We start from the raw sequence: 22,917 nt of genomic DNA, 5'->3' as shown, positions 1-22,917 counted from the left end.
ATGACAATCAAACATTGTTTACTGATTGCAGCCAGCTTGTGTGCCTCCACCTTTGCCCATGCAGAAACGTGCAATAATCCTCAGACTCAAATGAAGATGAATGAATGTGCGGGCAAAGCACTGGATCAAGCAACCCAAAAAATCAATGAGCAATACAAAAACATCCGCAGCCACCTCGATGAGGCGGGTCAATTGCACCTCAAAAACCTTCAGTTGCAATGGATCAAAAGTGCACCCGTGAAGCTGCCGAATATGAAGGGGGCTCGATCCAAGCAATGATTTTGAGCAACTGCTTGACCCATTACACCAAACAACGCATTGTTTGGCTGAAAAACAATTATTAGGAAAATGCGGGGAAATTAAAAAACCTACGTTCCCGTGCGCCTTTAGGTGCATCGTATCCGTTTACCCAGCCACAACCCAAAAGACATTGATGCCACATCATGTATTCATGTGACATCCATGCATGATGTGGCTCAATTCTTTTTAACCTTTAATATTTTCTTCATGACTCGAATCGATTTTTTCAGTAATGCCCCCAACCGTTTGGATTATGTTGCCCGCTTACTCAACAAAGTCCACACAGCCCAGCAAACTGCTGTGGTGTATGGTGATCCGCGCATTTTAAATGCATTGAGTGATGCGCTTTGGCACAACCCCGCATTTCTGGCGCACGACGTGCAACCCAATGTCTCGCTATCACACAGTGCCCCCATTGTGCTCATCAGTGAAGCCATGCTCGACTTCCCTCATCACAATGTTTTGATCAACCTATCGGACGACACGCCCAGTTTTTTTGCCAGCTTTAACCGCTTGATTGAAGTTGTACCCAACGAAGATGCACCCAAGCAAGCGGCACGTGACCGCTGGGGATTTTATAAAGCACGCGGTTATGTTTTGACCCACCACGACATTGCAGCAAAAAAAGCAGCACATCATTCAAGCTAATCGCACAATAAAACTCGATGCCTCATACTGAAGCTTATTGAATGAAGCATGTGTTTGGTTCAGATCAGATCACTTGCCAATTTATCGCCGTCAATATGATCGTGTCGTTAAAGAGTTTGGGCGAACACCCTTTCAACATCATCAATTTATGCTTCAAGAAAGTAACACCCAATAAAAATGCGTTCACAACATGAACGCATTTTTATTGAAATCATCGCTTAAGTTTTAAATGATTTATCACTTCAAATTACCTGACAAAAACTGTTGTAAACGCTCGGATTTTGGATTGCTCAACACTTCACGTGGATTACCTTGTTCTTCAATCAATCCTTTGTGCAAGAAAATCAAGTGATTGGACACTTCACGTGCAAACCCCATCTCATGGGTAACGATGATCATCGTCCGCCCTTCTTCAGCCAATGCACGCATCACACGCAACACCTCACCAACCAACTCAGGGTCCAGCGCCGATGTTGGCTCATCAAACAAAATAACCTCTGGCTCCATTGTCAAGGCACGGGCAATGGCCACACGCTGTTGTTGCCCGCCAGACATGGCTGAAGGGTATTTATTTTCAGCACCTTGCAGACCCACTTTTTCAAGGTATTTTTTCGCACGTTCAATGGCATCGGCTTTTGACATGCCGAACACACGAATGGGTGCTTCAATCAAATTCTCAAGCACCGTCATGTGCTGCCATAAATTAAAGTGTTGAAAGACCATCGACAAACGACTGCGAAAATGTTGCAGTTGTTTGGGATTGCTTGCATTCAACTCGCCATTTTTAGCCGCTTTTAACTCAAGTTGTTCGCCATTTAAATGAATTTGCCCTTGATTTGGCTTTTCAAGTAAATTAATGCAGCGTAAAAATGTACTTTTACCCGAACCACTTGAACCAATGATGCTGATCACATCACCTGCCTGAGCAGAAAGTGACACACCTTTTAAAACCTGATGGTCACCATAACTCTTATGAATGCCCAGTACTTTTAACTTATCCATGCTGTTCAACCTATTTTTTTATATGATTAAAATCATTTGAAAAAGACAACCAACAATTATGCCGACAAGCCAGCACCGCGACCCAAATCAACCTGACCTGAAACACTGATTAAATTATCACCTTGCTGAGCAAACTGTATGGTATTCCGCGCATAAACAAATCCGTCAATCGGGCTGAACACACCAACCGACTCGCCATGAATGGGATCAATGACTTCAGCCACAATTTGTCCTTCAGCAATATCATCACCCGCTTCGATGTGAAAAACCACCACGCCAGAATGAGGCGCAAGCACATACGCTTTACCTGATAAAGGATTGGGTGCCGCCAATAAATCTGGAAGCGCTTGTGTCTGCGCTGCAGTCAAAGCTACATCACCTCGGAATCCCAAAAACTGTACAATGGCATGGGCATCTTTCACTGCAAATTCATGCGCCACATCGGCTCGACTGCGCAACTCAACAGTCGTACTGGCACATGCATAAGGGATGTTCGCCTCTGGATAAGCGGCACGCAATTTAGCCCAAACGGTTGATAAAGCCTCATCAAAAGGATTGACATGGGTGTCTTCAGCCAACAGTTGGCATCGGCTACCCAAAAATCGAGCCAGCGGTTCTAAAGTTGGCCACAACTGAGGCAACGTGTACATGTGTAAAGCCGCTGTTTCATCGCAATGCAAATCAAGCACAACATCGGCATCATGGGCAAGGCCAAGTAAAATCAAATGCAAATGTTCAAGTTGAGTCACACCCTGTCGCTGCGCCAGTGCCTTGGTCATGGCTTGACGTATGGTGCGCACATTGCTCACTGCATCCGAAGTCAAAATGACTTGATCGGTTTGAAGCTGGGTCAAAGTCATTTCAAACAAACTCAAATCACCCAAGCGATTGAAGTTCTGACCTGAAAATAAATCAAAACGCCCCACATGGGCATAATGGATGCTCTGCCCCAAGCCAATCGGATTGCACATGGGCACCAAGACGATTTTCGAATGAAGCTGTCCTTGTGATTCGAGCTCAAGTAATTTTTGACGCAAATGATAAGCGGTCAAAGCCCCTGGCAATTCATTGGCATGCAAGCTCGCCTGAATGTAAATTTTGCGGGTTGCAGACTCTGGGCCGAAGTGTAATGCGGTCACAGCCCTTTGAGTACCCAATGATGCACCTGATAAATTGTGTTGTTCAACACGCATAGCCAACCTTATTGATTTAAATATTGAATGGGCCCACTTAATGAGTCCTTGGTTTCAAATGCGCCAAATAGCGGTTTTCAGCCAAACGGAACAAATACACCAAAATGAATGTGAGCAATAAATAAACCGTTGCCGCAGCAATAAAGACAGGGAAAGGACGGTATGTTTCTGAATTCATAATGATCGCTTGCCCCATCACCTCATACAAAGTAAAAGACGATGCCAGAGCGGTGGATTGCAGCATCATGATGACCTCATTGCTGTACGCAGGTAAGGCACGGCGCAAGGCAGAAGGCAACACGATGTGGCGGGTGACTTGACCCGCACTCAGACCATAAGCACGACCCGCTTCCACTTCGCCATTGTCAGTGTTTTTGATTGCACCTGAAAAAATCTCAATCAAATACGCCGTTGTATTCAAAGTTAATGCCAACCACACCCAAAAGAAACCCTCTTTCAAGAAGTCAAAAGCTTCTGTTTCCATCAAGGATTGAACCCAATCAAACTCAGGAAAGCCTTTATAAAACAAATACATTTGCACCAACAATGGCGTACCTGTAAAGAAATAAGCGAACAAGCGAACGCAACGTGCAGGAAAAGTAGAACGGCGGGCATGAATCACCGACAAAGGAATGGCCAACACCAGCCCCATCAACACCGCACTGAATGTCAGCAACAAGGTCAATGGCAAACCTTCTAAACATTTTAAAAAAGTACGAAAGAAAATATCAAAAGCATTAGGATTCATAACGCACCTCACGCACGCCACGTGCATATTGGCGTTCCAATTTACGGAAAACGACCAAAGACACCGTGGTCAATAACAAAAACAACAATGCTGAAACCAAGTTGAACATGAAAGACATTTGCTCCTTACTACCAGCCAGCTGCGCCAAACGGGTCACATCGTCCAAGCCGACAATCGACACCAATGCAGTGGTTTTCGTCAGCACCAGCCAATTGTTTTTCACCCCAGGCAAAGCAAAGCGCATGAGCAAAGGGAAAGTAATCCGCTTGAGCACCTGCCAAGCACTCATGCCGTACGCATAACCTGCCTCCATTTGGCCAGATGGAATCGCCAACATGGCACCACGAAACGTTTCTGTGAAATAAGCACCAAAAATAAATGCAATCGTGAATACACCGGCCATAAACGGACTGATTTCAATGGTTTCGTAATTGTATGCTTCAGCAAAATCATTCAGCCAGTATTGCAAACCATAATAAATGAGAAACATCCAAACCAAGTCGGGCACACCGCGAACAATGGTGGAATAAGCTGTCGCTATGCCGTTGATGAGTTTGTTTTTGGACAAACGCATGTTGGCGCCCAGCAAACCCAAAGCAAAAGAAAGTGCGAATGACAGCAATGCCACCGCCAATGTCAGCCATGCACCGCTTAATATGCGTGGCATGTACTGCATGATGATATTTATTTTATCCATAACACAGCCTCTGGCTTGGTAATGATTTGTTTTTTATAGCAAAAAATAAATTTAGATTTAATTTAACGATGCTATATTTGATTGTTATGTGTGATGAATAGGTCAGGCAATTAGACCATACAACAAGTGCCCATGAAGGGCACTTGTTTATCTACATGAGCCAATTAGCTGCCGTAGATGTCAAACTTAAAGTATTTATCGGCAATCGCTTTGTATTTGCCGTTGGCACGAATCGCATCAAATGCTTTGTTCAATTTATCTGCCAACTCAGCATCTTCCTTACGCACTGCAAAACCAGTGCCATCACCCAGAATCACTGGATCAGCCGCATTCGGCACATCCGCGCCCAATTGAGCATAGCCTTTACCCGCTGGCTTGCTTAAGAATCCATCACTCAAGACCACGCCATCGGCAAAGACCGCTTCAATGCGTTTTGCTGCCAAATCAGCATATGCATCTTCAATGGTTTTATAGCTCTTGATTTTTGCATCTGGGTAGTATTTTTTAGCATAGGTTTCTTGAATCGTGCCCTGCTGAACGCCAAAGGCATGACCTTTCATGCCTTCTGGTGTGATTTGCAATGCACTGCCTTCTTTGGCCACAAAGCGATTCGGTGCACTCCAAACTTTTTGAGTGAAACGAACCGATTGTTTGCGTTCAGGTGTGATGCTCATTGAAGAGGCAATCACATCATATTTCTTGGTGGTCAAACCTGGAATGATGCCTTCCCATGCTTGATTGATGAATGAGCATTTGGCCTTCATTTCTTCACACATCGCATTGGCAATGTCGATGTCGAAACCCACAATTGCACCAGACGCGTCAGTCGACTCAAATGGAGCGTACGTTGCATCGGTACCGAACTTCAAATTCATGGCTTCGGCTGCGGGTGCAGTGGCTGCTGGTTTAGTGGCATCGGCTGCGGGAGCCGCAGGTTTTGCTTCTTGTTTAGGCGTACATGCTGCCATGAACATGGCAAAAATGCTGCCACTTAATAAGGCTACTTTACGATTGCTCATCGTCTTTCTCCAGTGTAAAAAATTATAAAAACAGACTCGCAATGCAAGTCGTAGACTATTTTGTCAATTAAAGTCTAACATATTTTTTACATGTTGCAAGTGCGTAAATGCATCAAAAGAGCACAGTCGTTTCACAAAAAACGTAGTTTTACCTATTTTAATAATAACTGTGCACCATTTTGATCTCAATCCTTGCACCCATCCATAGCCGCAACAAACATGGGATTGAAACCGCATCAAGACAGATAATCTGCCAATCCATTGGCATAATCATACAGTTCAGCTAAAATTTCTTGCCCTTCTACATCGTTGGTATCAGACAATTCATCACCCAGCTCATCAAGCTGGGTCAACAATGCATTGGCCGTTAAACCACCGCCAGCCCCATGAAGCACGCGATTGGCACAGTGTGCGCGCCATTCAGCTTGCTCTTGAGCATCCAAAGACTGAGGGAAATTTCGTGCACGGTAGCGCCAAAACAGCTCTTCTAAGCGAGCATCAACAAAACTGGGTTTGGCTTTGGCTATTCTTTCAACATCAAGGGCACGTAAATCATTGAGCACGCGGCGGTCACCATTGCCCACAAAACCGCCGTATAAGTCCTGTTCAACATCCAGAGCATCCCCAAAATCACGGTGAAACACATCTCGCCACGTGGCACTCATGTCCACTAACTGAGCGGCATGTTTCGCATGTTCAGCCACCTGCGCCATGTCAATCGACCATTTGTCAGCCATTTCGGGCTTAAGCGTTTTTAAATTACCAATGACAATCGGGGATTTGTTGATGTGGATGGTTTTGATTGGTAGACGCGTCACGCCTTCCGCCAATGCATCTGCTCGGGAAAACATGCGCAGCTTAATCTCATCAACCGACAAGCCCTGCAATTCACGCGGATCATGTGCCAAATCCCACACAATGATTTCATTTTTATTGGTCGGATGTTGCGCCAAAGGCCAAACCACCCCCAAGCAACCTCGCTCAACAGGGAACATGCCTGACACATGTAAAAATGGTTTACCCGCAGCTCCAATCAAACCAATTTCGTCAGATACACGGTCTTTTTTGTGTAAGGCCAAACAAAAATCAAATAACTTTGCGTTCTTTGTCCGGATCAAGCGTGCCAATGCAATCGTTGCACGCACATCGGACACCGCATCATGTGCTTTTTCGTGGGCGATGCCATTCGCTTGGGTTAACAATTCCAGTCGAAAACTGACTTTACCATCCGCACCTATCGGCCATTCAATGCCTTCTGGACGCAGAGCATGCGCGGTGCGCACCACATCCAAAACATCCCAACGACCGCATTGGTTCTGCCATTCGCGCGCGTAAGGGTCAATTAAATTACGCCAAAACAAGTGGCGCGTCACTTCATCGTCAAAGCGAATCGAATTGTAACCGACGCCGATCGTGCCATTCGCACCCAATTCACGTTCAATGATGTTGGCAAATTGATGTTCAGCCACCCCCATTTCCAAACATTTTTGTGGCGTGATGTGGGTAATCAGACAAGCCCGCGGCTCAGGTAAATAATCAGGGGTTGGGCGACAAAAAGCCTCAACGGGTTCACCGATTTCATTTAACTCGGCATCGGTGCGAATGCCCGCAAATTGCGCGGGACGGTCTCGACGTGGCACCGCACCAAAGGTTTCATAGTCGTGCCAAAAAAAAGTAGAGGTCATGGCGAGTCTTATTCGTTAAAATTATTCATGATCGGCATGCGCCAGTCTTTACCAAAAGCCAAGGTCGTGACACGAGGCCCGAGCGCACCTTGACGGCGCTTGTATTCATTGATGCGCACCAACCGTGCAATGCGCTTCACTGTCGCCTCATCATGCCCCGCAGCAACAATGGTTTTAATCGGCTGACGCTGTTCAATATAGCGTTCCAAAATGTCATCCAACACCTCGTAAGGCGGCAAGCTGTCTTGATCTTTTTGATTGTCACGCAGCTCAGCCGATGGCGCACGGGTGATGATGTTGTTGGGAATCGGATCACGCACATCGTATTGTTCGGTGCCGTTGCGCCATTCACACACTTTATATACCACGGTTTTATACACGTCTTTAAGTACCGCAAATGCACCCACCATGTCACCATACAATGTGCAATAGCCTGTTGCCAGCTCTGATTTATTGCCCGTATTGAGCACAAGCGCTGCGTGCTTGTTCGATACCGCCATTAAAATCACACCACGAATGCGTGCTTGCAAATTTTCCTCGGTCACATCAGCGGGTTTGTCTCCAAACACAGGTGTGAGCGTATTGACATACAAATTGAACATGTCCTCAATCGCCACCACATCGTATTTCACACCCACCCGATGTGCCATCTCTTGCGCATCATCCAACGACATTTGTGCGGTATAGCGTGTGGGCATCATGATCGCGTGCACATTGTCTGCACCCAATGCATCAACCGCGACCGCCAAAGTCAGTGCTGAATCGACACCACCCGACAAGCCCAACACGACCCGTTTAAAGCCCGTGGTCGCCACGTATTCTTTCACGCCCATCACCAAAGTACGATAAATTTGCTCTTCGGCGGACAGCATGTGAATTTGCATGTCTTTATGAAAAACTTGTTTGTTGATGTCAAAAATGACTTCTTCTAAAATGTCTGTAAACAGTGGCAATTGCATGCGCAACTCACCGTCACCATTCAAAGCCAACGAACCGCCATCGAACACCAATTCATCCTGTGCACCCGTTCGGTTCACATACAACATCGGCAAACCTGTTTCTTTCACGCGTGCACGCAAAACCGTGTAGCGCTTTTCCATTTTATTCACATGGAATGGCGAGGCATTTGGCACAAGCAACAACTGAGCCCCTTTGTCTTTCAAAGCCAACGCGGGGGCGCTGTGCCATGCATCCTCGCAAACCAACACACCGATGCTCACCCCTTGAATTTCAATGAGCTCAGGTACACAACCCACGGCAAAGTAACGTAGCTCATCAAAAACGGCCTGATTGGGTAATTTTTGTTTATGCACGCGCTGCACCTCAACCCCACCCTGCACGATCGCAATACTATTGTACGAGCGCAGCTTAACGCCCTCCTCAAACCAAGTGGGCAGGCCAATCAACACATATAGATCGGGATACTGCGTCAAAGCTTCGCACAAATCATGATAGGCCTTCTCGCACGCTGCGCGGTATGCGGGGCGCATCAACAGGTCCTCAGGGATGTATCCCGTTAATGACAACTCAGGGGTGATCACGATGTGCGCGCCCTGCTGTTGGCCATTGGCGGCGGCGCGTAAAACATGACCCGCATTGTAAGCAAAGTCACCAATGCGGGCTGGAATTTGAGCGGCAGATATTTTTAACATAACTTTGTCCTGACTGACTGAAAACGGTGCTGGAAATAGACCACATCATATATGAAATCACGCGCATGAGGCTTCGCTTTGCACGGCCAATGCGCAGTTAAAAACGTGATTTGATTAAAATAAAATCGTGTTAAGCCGCATAGAACCTGATGAAGTGTCAAAATTGATGTGCACAGGCATCGACGGCAACACATCATGCCACCAATGTGACGGTTTAAACTCAAGGCGTCATCACTCCCCCCTATAAACAAAAAAGCGAGAACCATTCTCGCTTTTTTTAAGGCATGTGTTCAGACTAAAAACGCACCAAATTAGCACCCCATGTGAAACCACCGCCCACGCCCTGCAGTAAAATGACTTGACCTTTTTTAACCCGCCCATCACGCACCGCCACATCCAGCGCCAATGGCACAGAGGCCGCAGATGTGTTGCCATGCAAATGCACCGTGGTGATGACTTTATCCATCGACACACCCAAACGCTTCGCTGTGGCCTGTAAAATACGCACATTGGCTTGATGCGGGATCAACCAATCCACATCGTCTGCAGTCAAATTCGCCGCAGCAAGCACTTCTTTTGCAACATCGCCCAAAACTGAAACCGCTTGTTTAAAGACTGCTTGACCATCCATGCGCAAAAACGGATCACCCACAACACTGCCACCGTTGATTGAGCCTTCCGCAGTCAAAATGTGCGCCAACTTACCATTTGCATGCAAACGGTTGGCCAAAACTCCAGGTTCATCCGAAGCCTGTAAGACGACAGCGCCAGCACCATCACCAAACAATACACAGGTTGTGCGGTCTTTCCAATCCATCAATCGAGAAAACACCTCTGCCCCAACCACCAAAACAGTCTGTGTCTGACCTGACTTGATCATTGCATCGGCTGTCGTCAAAGCATACACAAAACCACTGCACACTGCCATGACGTCAAAAGCTGCCGCATGATCGGCACCAATTTTTGCTTGCAATAAACAAGCGGTGCTTGGAAAAGTCGAGTCTGGCGTTGAAGTCGCCACAATAATCAAATCAACGCGATCCGCAGTGATGCCAGCCATTTCAAGTGCTGCACGTGCAGCATGAGCGCCCAACTCACTGGCCGTTTGTTCTGGCGATGCGATGTAACGCTGGGTGATGCCCGTGCGCTCGCGGATCCAAGTGTCTGATGTTTCAACATTGTCTTTCGCCAAACGAGCAGCCAACTCGTCGTTACCGACAGCCGCATTGGGCAAAAAACTGCCCGTGCCGATGATTTTTGAATAAAGGGGTGTTGTAAATTGCGTCATACTAAAAGTCCTAAAAGCCCACAGGGCAAGTCTCGACATTGTACGATAAAAGCCACCACTTGGCGAAGTTGTCTGTGCTTTGGACTGATGGAAAAAGTGAAATTTTTTTATCGCACACTTTGCCGTCATCACACCTTTGAAATTTAGGTCAACGCACATAACGCGCACATTACTTTTGAAACAATCAAATGAAATCAAACAACGCCAACCAAACCCTTTGAACACCATTGGATGAGCCACTTAATTGAACATCACATTGAGCACCACAAATGCCCCTCATACCAAAAAAAATTAAAAATGATCAGCTGCATTACCAGCTTTATTTACTTTACTTGCTGCTATTTTTTAAACACAAAAATTAAATCTTAATATATACTCCAAAACAACTTCAGACCAACCAAGGATGAAGCCAATCACACCAAAACGACATTAAAAACAGGGGACAATCATGCAAAAAAAATTTTCATTCACATGGCTCACGACCTTGCTCATCAGTGGCCAATGCTTGGCACAAGGCGGCGCCGTTCCACAGCTGGGTAAACAATCCATCCAATCGGTGATTGCCGCCATGACGCCAGAAGAGAAAGTCAGTTTGGTGATGGGCACAGGCATGCATTTCCCTGGCTTGTCAGAAGATAAAAAAGCACCTGTGGTGGGTGAAGTCAATGGCCGCGTGCCTGGCGCAGCAGGCACCACATTTGCCATTCCTCGTTTGGGCATTCCTTCTATTGTATTGGCTGATGGCCCCGCAGGTCTGCGCATTCAACCCCACCGCCCAGATGACACAGCAACCTATTTTGCCACCGCGTTTCCAATTGGCACGGCTCTGGCCAGCAGCTGGGATACGGATTTGGTTAAACAAGTCGGCGCAGCGATTGGCAATGAGGCGAAAGAATACGGTGTGGATATTTTGCTCGCACCCGCCTTGAACAATCAGCGCAATCCTTTAGGCGGGCGTGGTTTTGAATACTATTCTGAAGATCCCGTCATTTCAGGTCACATCGCTGCCGCCTACGTTAATGGCGTGCAAAGCAATGGTGTGGGCACGTCAATCAAGCATTTTGCCCTCAACAACCATGAAACCAACCGCAATGTCATTAACATCAAGGTTGATCAACGTCCAATCCGTGAAATTTATCTGCGTGGTTTTCAGATTGCCACACAAAAATCAAAACCTTGGACGGTCATGTCGTCATACAACAAAATCAATGGCACTTATGCCTCTGAAAATCATGATTTGCTGAGTACAATATTGCGTGATGAGTGGGCATTCAAAGGCATGGTCATGAGCGATTGGTTTGGCGGTCAGGATGCTGTCGCACAAATGAAGGCGGGCAATGACCTGTTGATGCCCGGTACTGACTTTCAGCACAAAACCTTGCTGACTGCACTTCAAAACAAAACGTTACCTGCCGATACCTTGGACAACAATGTTGCACGCATCCTAGAAACCATCGTGCAAACCCCTTCGTTCAAAAAATACGCGTACAGCAATCACCCCAACCTCACCGCCAATGCCCAAATATCCCGTATGGCCGCCAGTGAGGGCATGGTGCTGCTCAAAAACACGATGCAAACTTTGCCTTTCAATGTCGACATCAAAAAAGTCGCTTTATTTGGTAATGCCGCTTATGACCTGGTAAAAGGTGGTACAGGCAGTGGTGATGTGCATGCCGCAACAATCATTTCTCTACCTGAAGGTTTGGCACAAGCGGGATACAGTGTTGACGAACACGTCAAAGGCATGTACAGCCAATACATCACCGACATCAAGTCCAAACATCCAGCAGGCAATCCTTTCTTGCTGCCACCGCCAGTGCTTGAATTGGATTTGAAAACAGTCGCCCCTCAACTCATTGCCCAAATGGCCGATGAGCAGCAAATCGCCATCGTGGCTTTGGGGAGAAACTCAGGCGAATTTGCTGATCGCCACCTTGATGCTGATTTCAATTTGACCGAGGTCGAAAAGCAATTGCTTCAAGATGTGGCTCAAGCTTTTCATGCCAAAAACAAAAAAGTGGTGGTGGTTTTGAATGTGGGGGGGGTGATTGAAACCGCCAGTTGGCGTGACATCCCCGATGCCATTTTGCTCACGTGGTTGCCAGGGCAAGAAGCAGGTCATGCCATCGTTGATATTTTGAAAGGAAAGGTCAATCCATCGGGCAAGCTGACAATGACCTTCCCCATGCAATACACTGACGAGCCATCTTCTGGTAACTTCCCTGGCACAGTCCTGATCCCCAAAGACCCAAACAATCACGATTTCACCAGTGGCGATCAAGCGGCTGAAATTGAATACACCGACGGCATTGGCGTGGGCTATCGTTATTTTGACAAAGCCAAAATTGCTACAGCCTATCCATTCGGTCACGGTTTAAGCTATACCGATTTCACTTATGATGACATTCGTGTGACGAGCCCTCATCTTGGACAAGTTGACATTGATGTGAATGTGACCAATTCAGGCCGTACTGCGGGTAAAGAAGTGGTGCAAATCTATGTCGGCGCCCCTAAAGGCAAGTTAGCTAAGCCCATTAAAGAATTGCGTGCTTTTGCCAAGACAAAACTGCTTCAGGCTGGCGAAAAGCAAACCTTGCACTTTGCGCTCAAACCAATGGATTTATCTTCATTTGATCCTGACCGCTCAAGCTGGGTGGCTGAGCAAGGAAACTACACCGTTTATGCGGGCACGTCCTCACAAGACATTCGCAAAACGGCAAACTTCACCCTCAATCAAGAGCTCATTGTAGAAAAAGTGCATCCAGTGTTGCAACCGCAAAATGCAGTTGAAGGATCTAAATAAAGAACAAGGGAAAATATGTTTATGCCATTCCGTTAGGGTCTGTTTAAACATTAAAACGCCTCAGCACTTGTGCGCTGAGGCGTTTTTTAATAATGATATACAACAAAGATCATTCCGAGTGCCCTACCACACACAATCTCTCTCCATGAAGGCTAGGGAAAGTAGGCATTATTTTTTCACAGAACTTAATTGACCAAATAAACTGACCAAGACACAGACCATACCCGCTTAATACAGACGCAATGCAATGTATTTTTAGGTCTGTATTTACGCCCAAGCATTTGACTTTATTGATATTTATGGCGGACGGAGGGGGATTCGAACCCCCGATAGGCTATGAACCTATACACGCTTTCCAGGCGTGCGACTTAAACCACTCATCCATCTGTCCTAAATTGGTTGCTTTACTGGAGCGGGTGAAGGGGATCGAACCCTCGTCTAAAGCTTGGGAAGCTTTCGTTCTACCATTGAACTACACCCGCTGCGGAAAACTTCGACATTATAAACGGCGTTTGGTGTTTTTAACACCCTCTTCTACTGTTTATTTTCCATGATTGAATTTGCTGATGACCATTTGTTTTTCACGCTGCCATTCACGCTCTTTTTCAGATTGACGTTTGTCATGCTGTGCTTTACCTCGTGCCAATGCAATTTCACACTTGATGCGCCCGCGCGAAAAATGCAAATCCAACGGGACAATGGTGAAACCACGTTGCTCTACTTTGGTGATCAAACGTTTAATTTCATCCTCTTTCAGCAGCAACTTGCGTGTGCGTGTCATATCGGGATGGATGTGTGTGGATGCACTGATCAATGGGCTGATGTGGCCACCCAATAAAAACAATTCACCGTTGCGAATGATGACATACGTGTCCTTGAGCTGAACACGCCCAGCGCGAATGGCTTTGACCTCCCAACCCTCAAGAACCAAACCTGCTTCAAATTTTTCCTCAATGAAATAGTCGTGAAATGCTTTTTTATTATTGGCAATGCTCATATTGAACCTACGGCAGATGTGCGTGAGCACGGATTTTTGTTACAATTACCGCCATTGTAGCAAAATTGGAAGAAAAGATGCCTAAGGTTCATAAAACAGTTGTATTACCCTACACCGCGGAGCAAATGTACAGCCTCGTAGAAAAAGTCGAAGACTACCCTCAATTTTTGCCTTGGTGCGGCGGTGCCGTCGTGCACTCACGCACCGACACATCACTCGAAGCATCTGTGACCATTGCCTTTAAAAGCTTGCAACAGACCTTTCGCACCAGCAATGTCAATGAGCCATACAAAACCATGACCATGCATTTCAAAGACGGTCCTTTTCGCTACCTCACCGGCACGTGGCTATTTGCCCCAATAGGCGATGACGATGGTGTTCGCGTTGAGTTTGACTTGGACTATGAATTCTCTAACAAGCTTTTTGCCCTTGCAATTGGCCCCGTATTTAACTTAATTGCGCAAACTTTCATTGATGGTTTCATTAGTCGAGCGAAAGTACTGTATGCACGCTGACATTCGAGTGAGTGTGGTGTATATGGCTGAAAATGGCACATTATTTAACATAAATGTGGTTGTGAGTGAAACAGCCACGGTGCGTGATGCCATTTTGGCCAGTGGTTTTTTAAATCAACACCCTGACATGCCCATCGAAACCCTTCATTTGGGCATCTACAGCTTACGTGCAACCCCAGATGATCGCTTGCACGACAAAGATCGCATTGAAATTTATCGTCCTTTGCTCATAGACCCGATGGCTCGCCGCCGAAAAGTTGTGGATGAGAAACGCGATCCAGCCAAATGGCGACGTGAACGGTGATCACACCATCAACCCTCTATTTTTAAATCATGCTTTTGAAAACAGAACCAATCCTCTGCTGAATGTGCGCACGAATTGCGCACCATTTGGCATGACGGACTTCGTAATATCGAATGGCAGCAAGCGCATCATCAAATGATTCATATTGCCCCATGTGAATCCATGCTGGGTTTTTCTCTATGGGTAAAAGTGCTGTTTTCATTCATCTCTCCAATTCAGAATAGAAACTAAAAAGCGATTAATTTGTTTGCAAAACAATTACAATTTGTAAAATACAAATCAAACTTGTATTTACTATAAAGACACACCTGGCATTTGTCAACATAAAAACAAGACAATTACAATTTATTTTTGTATAATAGCAACATAAATACAAAGGAGATTTGTATGTCTTTCGCAATTAATTTTAAAAATGCACTAAAAAATATAGGCTTGGCTCAAAATCAAGCGGCTCAAGCGCTCAGCGTGTCCGACAATACGCTAAGCAATTGGCTCAATCGAGGCATCATGCCCTCTTGGGATAACCTAGAGAAATGTGCCGCATTGGTGAATTTAAGCATGCAAGAGCTGTTGTTCGGCACCCCCGTTCAATCAAACGATTATCTGGAAATCCCTGAATACAACATTCGCTTTTCTGCTGGGCATGGCGCCATGTTATTTGAAGAAGGCGCTGCAGACAGCAGCGCGAGCTATCGTGAAGACTTTTTTAAAAAGCAAAGTTTAAATCCTAAACGATGTGTCCGTGTTCGCGTTCAAGGCACGTCCATGCAGGGCGTACTGTGGGATGGCGACGTGGTGCTCATCAACCGAGAAGAAACCAATGTCGTCGATGGCAAAATCTATGCACTGCGCATTGGTGAAGAACTGTACATCAAGCGTTTACAGAAAATTCCTGGAGGGCAGCTTAAGCTGCAATCAGAAAATCCAGATTACGATGATGTCACCGTCAGTATCGAAGAAGAAGTGGAAATTATTGGGCGTGTCCGCGATAAATCAGGCCGTGGTGGCTTATAAAGAACAACGCAGCGACATGAGTTTTTCTTAAGAATTCATGCCTGAGTGGCATTTTATCGGTATTCCCTGTAAAATCACACCCATCAGAGCACCTCTGAAACGGCATCAAATCGGCTCCATTGCCCTGCTGCCCCATTTATTTTGATTCAATCACCAAGGAATGTTATGTCTTCAGTACGCTTTACCACCAACCACGGTACTTTTGTTGTCGAACTCAATGCTGAAAAAGCACCCAAAACGGTTGCTAATTTTATTGAATACGTGAATGCTGGTTTTTACAATGGCACCATTTTTCACCGTGTCATCTCTAACTTCATGATTCAAGGTGGTGGTTTTGAAGCAGGCATGAAACAAAAACCAACCAATGCCCCAGTTAACAATGAAGCAGACAATGGCTTAAAAAATGATGTATACACCATTGCAATGGCACGTACATCAGACCCACACTCGGCGACAGCTCAGTTTTTCATCAATGTCACAAACAATGATTTCTTAAATTTCTCTGCGCCAACATCACAAGGCTGGGGCTATGCGGTGTTTGGCAAAGTTACAGAAGGCATGGACATCATTGATGCCATGAAAAAAGTAAAAACCACGCGTGCGGGCGGCCACTCTGACGTTCCTGCTGAAGATGTCATCATCGAAAAAGCGGAAATGATTTAATTTAAATCATTTAATGCCTTGCGAATGCATTAATAAAAGGCACTCGCAAACAACATCATTTATTTGAGCATCACGTGCACAGAAAAAGCCCCGTCCCGATTCGCCTCATGGATCAAAGCCATCCACGCGAATTGCGCGGGGCATGTTGTTTCATCTCAGATCTGCACTTAACCGTTGACATGCCGCACACTTTGGCGAAATTCGAAACCTTTTGCCAAGACATTGCCCCCCATTACAAATCACTGTTGATTCTCGGTGATTTATTTGAATATTGGGTGGGCGACGACACCGCAGATGCCAATCCTGCCGCAATGCGGGTGATTTCCGCCCTGATCAAGCTCAAGCAGCGCGGATTATTCATTGGATTTATTGCAGGTAACCGCGATTTTTTGCTCCGTGAACAGTTTGCCCGTCGAGCAGGCATGGTGCCTTTACCTGATCCTTGTATCTTAAAAATCAACGGTCATGCGGTCTTGTTGACCCATGGCGACCAACTGTGTACAAAAGACACGGGCTACCAAGCATATCGGCGTGTCGTTCAGATTCGCCTCATCCAAAAACTATTCTTGATGGCACCCCTTGCTTTACGTAACGCTTTAGCTCGCCGCATGCGAAAAAAATCACAACAACGCGAGTACAACGCAGAAGCCCACGCACGACGTTTAATCAAACAAGACGTTCCCGCTCAAAGCGCAGCACAGTGGTTTGATAAGCATCATGTCCGCTACATGATCCACGGACACACCCATCAACCCAGCACACACCTGACATTTGATACAACGCGCATTGTTTTACCCGATTGGGATTGTGAGAATGAGGACAAAACCCGCTGGGGGTATATCGATTGGAGCGATCAAGCCGAGGAACCACGCTTGATTGTTCATTCAAAATAAACCCGCACAAAAAATCCACGGTATACCGTGGATTTTTTGTGGCCCGCTTAATTTTTACAACTGAAATTAAGCTTTGATGCAATAAAATGCACGTTTGCCAGGGTAACTTGCTGTTTCACCCAAAGCCTCTTCGATGCGCAAGAGTTGGTTGTACTTCGCAATGCGGTCAGAACGTGACAATGAACCTGTTTTGATTTGACCTGCGTTCAAACCAACCGCAATGTCAGCGATGGTTGAATCTTCGGTTTCACCTGAACGGTGGCTGATCACAGCGGTGTAGTTGGCGCGCTTGGCCATTTCAATCGCTGCAAAAGTTTCTGTCAATGTGCCGATTTGGTTGATTTTGATCAAAATCGAATTAGCAATGCCTTTATCGATGCCCTCTTTCAAAATCTTGGTGTTGGTCACAAACAAGTCATCGCCTACGATTTGAACTTTATGACCTAAAATTTCGGTCAAATATTTCCAACCATCCCAATCGCCTTCGGCCATACCATCTTCAATTGAAATGATGGGGAACTTATCGGCCAAATTAGCCAAATAATCGGCCATTTCTTTGCTGCTGAGGCTCAAATTTTCGCCTGGCAATTCATACTTGCCATTTTTGTAGAACTCGGATGCTGCGCAATCCAATCCAATCAAAATTTGCTCACCCACGGTGTAACCTGCTAATTCAATTGCAGTCAATACAGTATTCAAGCACTCTTCATTTGATTGAAAATTCGGCGCAAAACCACCCTCATCGCCCACGGCAGTGTTCATACCTTTGTCATGCAAGATTTTTTTCAACGCATGGAAAATTTCTGCACCAGCACGCAAGGCTTCACGGAATGAATCAAAACCAGCTGGAATGACCATGAACTCTTGAAACTCGAGGTTATTATCCGCATGTGCACCACCGTTGACGATGTTCATCATGGGTACAGGCAGCTGCATCGCACCTGAACCACCAAAATAACGGTATAAAGGCAAACCCACCTCTTGTGCTGATGCACGAGCAACGGCCATTGAAACAGCCAATAAAGCATTCGCACCCAAGTTCGATTTGTTGTCCGTACCATCGAGCTGAATCAATGTTTGGTCAATCAAAGCTTGCTCTGTGGATTCCATGCCAATGATGGTGTCCGCAATGACTGTGTTGATGTGATCCACAGCTTTTAAAACGCCTTTGCCAAGGTAACGTGATTTATCACCATCACGCAATTCAATCGCTTCGCGTGAGCCCGTTGATGCACCCGATGGTACAGCCGCACGTGCTGTCGCGCCTGATTCCAATAAAATTTCGCACTCAACCGTTGGGTTGCCACGTGAGTCTAAAATTTCACGTCCTACGATGTCAATAATTGCACTCATTTCTTCTCCTTAATTAAAAAAATTGTCCGCACCCTCACGCGGCTTGTGATTGTTCTCAACGGTTTGAACCATCAAGCTTCAATTTAAAATCAAAAAAATAAACATTTAGGGATGCTTTTTAGGCAACGCCTTCAACAATGAAAATATCAGCAACGGCTGCATTTTTGCGCAGCTCACGCCCAGTTTTGTAGGTTTCCGAATCATAAAAAGCCTGTGCTTTTTCAACCGATGGAAACTTCAGAATAACGGTGCGCGCATGTGCTGAACCCTCTAAAACCGTCATTTCCCCGCCACGCACCAACACTTCGGCGCCATGCTCGGCCATCGCTTGTCCTGAAAACACGCGGTATTTGTCGTATTGCTCAGGATCGGTCACATTGACATTAAATACAACGTAAGCTGGATTGCTCATAAAAAAGCCTTTTGAAAAATGAATTTACTCAAAAAAACGCAAAACGATACCCGTTTTGCGTTTTTTTGGTTTTACCACGTATTAAAATTATCTTCTAAAAACATGCCGTTGGCTTTCACAGCCACATCCAATGCTTTGAGTGTCGTTAACAACTCTTTCATGCGCGATAAAGGCACAGCGTTCGGACCATCTGACCACGCTTCATTTGGATTTGGATGCGTTTCCATGAAGACACCTGCGACACCAACAGCCACTGCCGCACGCGCCAAGACAGGTACAAACTCACGTTGGCCACCGCTGGTGCTGCCTTGCCCACCAGGCAATTGCACGGAATGGGTCGCATCAAAAACCACGGGTGCACCTGATTCGCGCATGATGGCGAGGCTGCGCATGTCAGAAATCAAGTTGTTGTAGCCGAAGCTGACCCCACGCTCACAAGCGAGGAAATTGTCTTCATTTAAACCCATTTCACGCGCCGCGCTGCGTGCTTTTTCAACCACGTTTTTCATGTCATTGGGCGCAAGGAACTGCCCTTTTTTGATGTTCACGGGTTTGCCACTTTGCGCAACCGCTCGAATAAAATCGGTTTGGCGGCATAAGAACGCAGGCGTTTGCAGCACATCAACCACGCTCGCCACTTCGGCGATGTGCTCGATGTCATGAACATCGGTCAAAACAGGCAAACCCGTTTGGCGGCGCACTTCCTCCAAAATTTTCAAACCATGTTCGATGCCCACACCGCGTTTCGTGTTGCCTGATGAGCGATTGGCTTTATCAAAAGAGCCTTTATAAATCAATGGAATGCCAAGCGCTTCGGTCATTTCTTTGAGCTGCCCCGCCACATCCAACGACATCTCTAGGCCTTCAATCGAGCATGTGCCTGCAATTAAAAAGAACGGTTGGTCCAAGCCAATATCGTAACCACATAGTTTCATTTTTTATCCTCGAAAGGTTAACAGCCATTTATTTTTTGCTTTGTTTGAAAATAAACCACAAAACGCCTTTTAGACTCACCACCGTAATGATCAAGCTGGCAACCACGATAACCCTTGAGCTTGTGTCCATTGTCTGCCATAACTCAATCATCTGAAACCCCTATTTATATCAAGCGATCAAATGACTTGTGATTGCAACGTGGCTTGCACAAAAGCACTGAACAACGGATGTCCATCGCGTGGCGTCGATGTAAATTCAGGATGAAACTGTACACCAACAAACCATGGGTGCACTGCTTTGGGCAATTCCATCATTTCTGGTAACTGTTCTGTTGGTGTGCGTGCCGAAATCACCATACCAGCACTTTCGAGCTGCGGGGTGAATTGTGTGTTCACTTCATAGCGATGGCGATGACGTTCGGTGACTGTTGCACCATAAATATCATATGCCATTGTGCCTGCCTTGACTGGGCATGATTGAGCACCCAAGCGCATTGTACCGCCTAAATCAGAAGCTTCATCACGCTTCTGCAACGAACCATCTTTGCCCATCCATTCGGTGATCAGCGCCACAACAGGTTGTGAACCATTGGGTTCAAATTCTGTGCTGTTGGCTTTCGCTAAGCCAGCCACATGGCGAGCAAACTCAATCACGGCAAGCTGCATCCCAAGGCAAATACCGAGGTATGGCACTTTGTTTTCACGGGCATATTGTACGGCACGAATTTTACCTTCGGTGCCGCGCTTGCCAAAACCACCTGGCACCAAGATGCCGTCAAGCTTAGACAACTGCTTTTCAACTTCGGCTTCGTTGTTTTCAAAATCTTCCGAGTCAATATATTCGATGTTCACTTGTGTTTCATTGTGAATACCCGCGTGGCGCAAGGCTTCAATCAAAGATTTGTACGACTCGGTCAGATCCATGTATTTACCCACCATGCCGATGGTCACTTCATGCTTCGGATTTTCCAAAGCAGCGACCAACTTGTCCCACAACGCCACATTGGCTGGTGGTACATCCAAGCGCAACTCGTCACAGATCACTTGATCCAAGCCTTGTTCGAACAACAGATGTGGCACTTTGTAAATCGTATCCACATCGCACACTGAGACAACGGCATTGGCAGGGATATTCGAGAACATTGAAATTTTTGCACGTTCATCTTCAGGAATCATGCGATCGGCACGGCACAACAGTGCATGCGGAATGATACCGATTTCACGTAACTTTTGAACCGAGTGTTGTGTTGGCTTGGTTTTTAATTCTCCTGCGCCAGCAATAAATGGCACGAGGGTCAAATGCACAAACGCAGAATTACCACGCCCCATGCGCAAGCTCATTTGGCGCACCGATTCGAGGAATGGCAAGGACTCAATGTCGCCCACCGTACCACCAATTTCAACAATCGCAACATCGGTCTGGCCATTGTTTGAGGCGGCTGCGCCACGTTCAATGAACAATTGGATTTCGTTGGTGATGTGTGGAATGACTTGTACGGTTTTGCCCAAATACTCACCACGGCGCTCTTTACGCAAAACAGATTCGTAAATCTGACCTGTGGTGAAGTTGTTTGACTTGCGCATTTTGGCGCTGATGAATCGCTCATAATGCCCCAAATCCAGATCGGTTTCTGCGCCATCTTCAGTCACGAACACTTCACCATGCTGAATTGGGCTCATGGTGCCAGGGTCTACGTTAATATAAGGATCAAGTTTGAGCATGGTCACTTTCAGACCGCGCGATTCCAACAAAGCCGCCAAAGACGCTGCTGCAATGCCCTTACCCAAAGACGACACAACGCCGCCTGTTACAAACACATATTTTGTCATTTTATCACCAGAATTACCACATATTGAAAGCGAGATTATACCTGTAAATGGCTTGGTCTTTTTTAAAAAATGGCATTGCTTATGGCTTAAACCATCCATTTTTATCGGTTCAAATGTTGCTTTCAACACAGATTGATCTAAAAAATGAATGCCAATACCCGCTCAAATGTAAATGAATGCCCGACACATGAGCACTTCAAACATGTGACACACTTTCCTTCATTGGTTCATCCCACCCACTCAAAATTATTCACTATGTTATTTACTATGGGCTACATCTGCCAACAGCTCCATCATGGCAACCACATTGTGTTTATAATACGAAATCGAAAAAAGCCCCCTATCTAAAAATCTAAAACAAATGACACGCAACACCTAAACCCTTTATGATCACCATCATCTACGCCCACCCATATCCATCACACTCGCACAGCAATCGAGTGCTACACGATGCCGTCAGCAATCTGCCTGATGTTCATATCCGTTCATTGTACGAGCTGTATCCTGACTTTCACATCAATGCCCGCGCTGAGCAAGAGGCTCTGCTTAAATCACACACCATCGTCTTGCAACATCCTTTGCACTGGTATCACACACCGGCCTTGCTCTCGTTGTGGATGGAAAAAACCCTTTCATATGGTTGGGCATATGGCGAAAATGGCACAGCCCTGCACGGCAAACGCTTGATGTGGGTTGTGAGCACGGGCGGTGATGCGGATTCTTATTCAGCCAACGGTTACAACAATTTCAGCATGGCGCAAATTGCTACGCCCATTCAACAAACGGCCTTGTTTTGCGGCATGGAATGGTTGCCACCATTTATCACGCACGATGCGGGCACTTTAAGCAACGATGCCTTATTACTGGCCAGCGAAGCTTATCGTGATCGCTTGGTGGCAGAACTCACGCAGCTCAAAACGCAGCCGCCCATTATTAAAACACACGCTTTCACGATGGGGGGCTGAT

23 protein-coding genes and 2 tRNA genes are annotated in these 22,917 nt (G+C 46.2%); 9 read left to right on the top strand and 16 right to left on the bottom strand.

Going from position 1 to position 22,917, the window contains the following annotated elements; all coding sequences use genetic code 11:
- Positions 1-279, top strand: coding sequence for a lysozyme inhibitor LprI family protein (locus DTO96_RS07220; protein ID WP_114562880.1), 279 nt, complete (start codon positions 1-3; stop codon positions 277-279).
- 228 nt (positions 280-507) lie between these two features.
- Positions 508-948, top strand: a complete 441-nt coding sequence (locus DTO96_RS07215) for a DNA polymerase III subunit chi (RefSeq protein ID WP_114563965.1) — start codon at positions 508-510, stop codon at positions 946-948.
- Between the two features lie 237 nt (positions 949-1,185).
- Here the strand turns inward: DTO96_RS07215 and DTO96_RS07210 are convergent, their stop codons facing one another.
- The 8 genes from DTO96_RS07210 to DTO96_RS07175 form a co-directional block, all read right to left on the bottom strand.
- Complete coding sequence (locus DTO96_RS07210) at positions 1,186-1,950, bottom strand: ABC transporter ATP-binding protein (RefSeq protein WP_114562879.1); 765 nt, start codon at positions 1,948-1,950, stop codon at positions 1,186-1,188.
- A gap of 56 nt (positions 1,951-2,006) precedes the next feature.
- The gene (locus DTO96_RS07205) at positions 2,007-3,143 is read right to left on the bottom strand and encodes a succinylglutamate desuccinylase/aspartoacylase family protein (RefSeq protein ID WP_114562878.1); all 1,137 of its coding nucleotides are present in this window, start codon (positions 3,141-3,143) and stop codon (positions 2,007-2,009) included.
- Between the two features lie 37 nt (positions 3,144-3,180).
- A complete protein-coding gene (locus DTO96_RS07200; protein ID WP_114562877.1) occupies positions 3,181-3,891 on the bottom strand; it encodes an ABC transporter permease in 711 nt (236 codons plus the stop codon).
- Complete coding sequence (locus tag DTO96_RS07195) at positions 3,881-4,588, bottom strand: ABC transporter permease (RefSeq protein ID WP_114562876.1); 708 nt, start codon at positions 4,586-4,588, stop codon at positions 3,881-3,883. Before DTO96_RS07195 ends, DTO96_RS07200 begins: the two co-directional genes overlap by 11 nt.
- Before the next feature lie 164 nt (positions 4,589-4,752).
- Entirely contained in the window at positions 4,753-5,556 is an 804-nt protein-coding gene (locus DTO96_RS07190; protein ID WP_373277838.1) for a transporter substrate-binding domain-containing protein, read from the bottom strand.
- Between the two features lie 287 nt (positions 5,557-5,843).
- Positions 5,844-7,292 (bottom strand): exodeoxyribonuclease I, encoded by a 1,449-nt coding sequence (gene sbcB, locus DTO96_RS07185; RefSeq protein ID WP_114562874.1) that lies wholly within the window; start codon positions 7,290-7,292, stop codon positions 5,844-5,846.
- 8 nt (positions 7,293-7,300) lie between these two features.
- Positions 7,301-8,944 (bottom strand): NAD+ synthase, encoded by a 1,644-nt coding sequence (locus tag DTO96_RS07180; RefSeq protein ID WP_114562873.1) that lies wholly within the window; start codon positions 8,942-8,944, stop codon positions 7,301-7,303.
- 295 nt (positions 8,945-9,239) lie between these two features.
- Positions 9,240-10,232: a beta-ketoacyl-ACP synthase III gene (locus DTO96_RS07175; protein WP_114562872.1), complete on the bottom strand. Its 993-nt coding sequence runs from the start codon at positions 10,230-10,232 to the stop codon at positions 9,240-9,242.
- Positions 10,233-10,680: 448 nt separating this feature from the next.
- Between DTO96_RS07175 and DTO96_RS07170 the strand changes: the two genes are divergently transcribed.
- Positions 10,681-13,035 carry a beta-glucosidase family protein gene (locus tag DTO96_RS07170; protein ID WP_114562871.1) on the top strand — a complete coding sequence of 785 codons (2,355 nt, stop codon included), beginning with the start codon at positions 10,681-10,683 and terminating at the stop codon, positions 13,033-13,035.
- Positions 13,036-13,335: 300 nt separating this feature from the next.
- Here DTO96_RS07170 and DTO96_RS07165 read toward each other — a convergent pair.
- From DTO96_RS07165 to smpB, 3 genes are all read right to left on the bottom strand, one after another.
- Positions 13,336-13,426: transfer RNA gene (locus tag DTO96_RS07165), tRNA-Ser, on the bottom strand.
- Positions 13,427-13,443: 17 nt separating this feature from the next.
- A tRNA-Gly gene (locus DTO96_RS07160) sits at positions 13,444-13,517 on the bottom strand.
- 59 nt (positions 13,518-13,576) lie between these two features.
- Positions 13,577-14,032: an SsrA-binding protein SmpB gene (gene smpB, locus DTO96_RS07155; protein WP_114562870.1), complete on the bottom strand. Its 456-nt coding sequence runs from the start codon at positions 14,030-14,032 to the stop codon at positions 13,577-13,579.
- 77 nt (positions 14,033-14,109) lie between these two features.
- Here smpB and DTO96_RS07150 point away from each other — a divergent pair, with 77 nt between their 5' ends.
- A complete protein-coding gene (locus DTO96_RS07150; protein ID WP_114562869.1) occupies positions 14,110-14,547 on the top strand; it encodes a type II toxin-antitoxin system RatA family toxin in 438 nt (145 codons plus the stop codon).
- Positions 14,537-14,851, top strand: a complete 315-nt coding sequence (locus tag DTO96_RS07145; protein WP_157964364.1) for an RnfH family protein — start codon at positions 14,537-14,539, stop codon at positions 14,849-14,851. Before DTO96_RS07150 ends, DTO96_RS07145 begins: the two co-directional genes overlap by 11 nt.
- A gap of 22 nt (positions 14,852-14,873) precedes the next feature.
- On the opposite strand, the gene DTO96_RS07140 is transcribed toward DTO96_RS07145, so the two are convergent.
- Positions 14,874-15,053, bottom strand: coding sequence for a hypothetical protein (locus DTO96_RS07140; protein ID WP_114562867.1), 180 nt, complete (start codon positions 15,051-15,053; stop codon positions 14,874-14,876).
- Positions 15,054-15,238: 185 nt separating this feature from the next.
- Here DTO96_RS07140 and DTO96_RS07135 point away from each other — a divergent pair, with 185 nt between their 5' ends.
- The 3 genes from DTO96_RS07135 to DTO96_RS07125 all read left to right on the top strand — a co-directional run bounded on the left by DTO96_RS07135 (position 15,239) and on the right by DTO96_RS07125 (position 17,421).
- Positions 15,239-15,865 (top strand): LexA family transcriptional regulator, encoded by a 627-nt coding sequence (locus tag DTO96_RS07135; protein WP_114562866.1) that lies wholly within the window; start codon positions 15,239-15,241, stop codon positions 15,863-15,865.
- 165 nt (positions 15,866-16,030) lie between these two features.
- On the top strand, positions 16,031-16,528 hold the full coding sequence (locus tag DTO96_RS07130; RefSeq protein ID WP_114562865.1) for a peptidylprolyl isomerase: 498 nt from the start codon (positions 16,031-16,033) through the stop codon (positions 16,526-16,528).
- A 74-nt stretch (positions 16,529-16,602) separates the two neighbouring features.
- Positions 16,603-17,421 carry a UDP-2,3-diacylglucosamine diphosphatase gene (locus tag DTO96_RS07125; RefSeq protein ID WP_157964363.1) on the top strand — a complete coding sequence of 273 codons (819 nt, stop codon included), beginning with the start codon at positions 16,603-16,605 and terminating at the stop codon, positions 17,419-17,421.
- A gap of 66 nt (positions 17,422-17,487) precedes the next feature.
- Here the strand turns inward: DTO96_RS07125 and eno are convergent, their stop codons facing one another.
- The 4 genes from eno to pyrG form a co-directional block, all read right to left on the bottom strand.
- The gene (eno, locus tag DTO96_RS07120; RefSeq protein WP_114562863.1) at positions 17,488-18,774 is read right to left on the bottom strand and encodes a phosphopyruvate hydratase; all 1,287 of its coding nucleotides are present in this window, start codon (positions 18,772-18,774) and stop codon (positions 17,488-17,490) included.
- 118 nt (positions 18,775-18,892) lie between these two features.
- Entirely contained in the window at positions 18,893-19,186 is a 294-nt protein-coding gene (locus DTO96_RS07115) for a DUF1330 domain-containing protein (protein ID WP_114562862.1), read from the bottom strand.
- Positions 19,187-19,257: 71 nt separating this feature from the next.
- On the bottom strand, positions 19,258-20,121 hold the full coding sequence (gene kdsA, locus DTO96_RS07110) for a 3-deoxy-8-phosphooctulonate synthase (protein ID WP_114562861.1): 864 nt from the start codon (positions 20,119-20,121) through the stop codon (positions 19,258-19,260).
- Between the two features lie 177 nt (positions 20,122-20,298).
- On the bottom strand, positions 20,299-21,951 hold the full coding sequence (gene pyrG / locus DTO96_RS07105) for a CTP synthase (RefSeq protein ID WP_114562860.1): 1,653 nt from the start codon (positions 21,949-21,951) through the stop codon (positions 20,299-20,301).
- Between the two features lie 386 nt (positions 21,952-22,337).
- Between pyrG and kefF the strand changes: the two genes are divergently transcribed.
- Complete coding sequence (kefF, locus tag DTO96_RS07100) at positions 22,338-22,916, top strand: glutathione-regulated potassium-efflux system oxidoreductase KefF (RefSeq protein WP_114562859.1); 579 nt, start codon at positions 22,338-22,340, stop codon at positions 22,914-22,916.
- Position 22,917 lies beyond the last annotated feature (1 nt).

Origin of the sequence: Ephemeroptericola cinctiostellae, from assembly GCF_003339525.1 — a bacterium.
GTDB lineage: Bacteria > Pseudomonadota > Gammaproteobacteria > Burkholderiales > Burkholderiaceae > Hydromonas > Hydromonas cinctiostellae.
This window is presented reverse-complemented; position numbering and strand designations above follow the sequence as displayed.

Excerpts from the sequence above, each read along its gene's own strand:
- DTO96_RS07220 (WP_114562880.1), top strand. The coding sequence starts at position 1 with ATGACAATCAAACATTGTTTACTGATTGCAGCCAGCTTGTGTGCCTCC.
- DTO96_RS07215 (WP_114563965.1), top strand. The coding sequence starts at position 508 with ATGACTCGAATCGATTTTTTCAGTAATGCCCCCAACCGTTTGGATTAT.
- DTO96_RS07210 (WP_114562879.1), bottom strand. The coding sequence starts at position 1,950 with ATGGATAAGTTAAAAGTACTGGGCATTCATAAGAGTTATGGTGACCAT.
- DTO96_RS07205 (WP_114562878.1), bottom strand. The coding sequence starts at position 3,143 with ATGCGTGTTGAACAACACAATTTATCAGGTGCATCATTGGGTACTCAA.
- DTO96_RS07200 (WP_114562877.1), bottom strand. The coding sequence starts at position 3,891 with ATGAATCCTAATGCTTTTGATATTTTCTTTCGTACTTTTTTAAAATGT.
- DTO96_RS07195 (WP_114562876.1), bottom strand. The coding sequence starts at position 4,588 with ATGGATAAAATAAATATCATCATGCAGTACATGCCACGCATATTAAGC.
- DTO96_RS07190 (WP_373277838.1), bottom strand. The coding sequence starts at position 5,556 with ATGGCAGCATGTACGCCTAAACAAGAAGCAAAACCTGCGGCTCCCGCA.
- sbcB (WP_114562874.1), bottom strand. The coding sequence starts at position 7,292 with ATGACCTCTACTTTTTTTTGGCACGACTATGAAACCTTTGGTGCGGTG.
- DTO96_RS07180 (WP_114562873.1), bottom strand. The coding sequence starts at position 8,944 with ATGTTAAAAATATCTGCCGCTCAAATTCCAGCCCGCATTGGTGACTTT.
- DTO96_RS07175 (WP_114562872.1), bottom strand. The coding sequence starts at position 10,232 with ATGACGCAATTTACAACACCCCTTTATTCAAAAATCATCGGCACGGGC.
- DTO96_RS07170 (WP_114562871.1), top strand. The coding sequence starts at position 10,681 with ATGCAAAAAAAATTTTCATTCACATGGCTCACGACCTTGCTCATCAGT.
- smpB (WP_114562870.1), bottom strand. The coding sequence starts at position 14,032 with ATGAGCATTGCCAATAATAAAAAAGCATTTCACGACTATTTCATTGAG.
- DTO96_RS07150 (WP_114562869.1), top strand. The coding sequence starts at position 14,110 with ATGCCTAAGGTTCATAAAACAGTTGTATTACCCTACACCGCGGAGCAA.
- DTO96_RS07145 (WP_157964364.1), top strand. The coding sequence starts at position 14,537 with ATGCACGCTGACATTCGAGTGAGTGTGGTGTATATGGCTGAAAATGGC.
- DTO96_RS07140 (WP_114562867.1), bottom strand. The coding sequence starts at position 15,053 with ATGAAAACAGCACTTTTACCCATAGAGAAAAACCCAGCATGGATTCAC.
- DTO96_RS07135 (WP_114562866.1), top strand. The coding sequence starts at position 15,239 with ATGTCTTTCGCAATTAATTTTAAAAATGCACTAAAAAATATAGGCTTG.
- DTO96_RS07130 (WP_114562865.1), top strand. The coding sequence starts at position 16,031 with ATGTCTTCAGTACGCTTTACCACCAACCACGGTACTTTTGTTGTCGAA.
- eno (WP_114562863.1), bottom strand. The coding sequence starts at position 18,774 with ATGAGTGCAATTATTGACATCGTAGGACGTGAAATTTTAGACTCACGT.
- DTO96_RS07115 (WP_114562862.1), bottom strand. The coding sequence starts at position 19,186 with ATGAGCAATCCAGCTTACGTTGTATTTAATGTCAATGTGACCGATCCT.
- kdsA (WP_114562861.1), bottom strand. The coding sequence starts at position 20,121 with ATGAAACTATGTGGTTACGATATTGGCTTGGACCAACCGTTCTTTTTA.
- pyrG (WP_114562860.1), bottom strand. The coding sequence starts at position 21,951 with ATGACAAAATATGTGTTTGTAACAGGCGGCGTTGTGTCGTCTTTGGGT.
- kefF (WP_114562859.1), top strand. The coding sequence starts at position 22,338 with ATGATCACCATCATCTACGCCCACCCATATCCATCACACTCGCACAGC.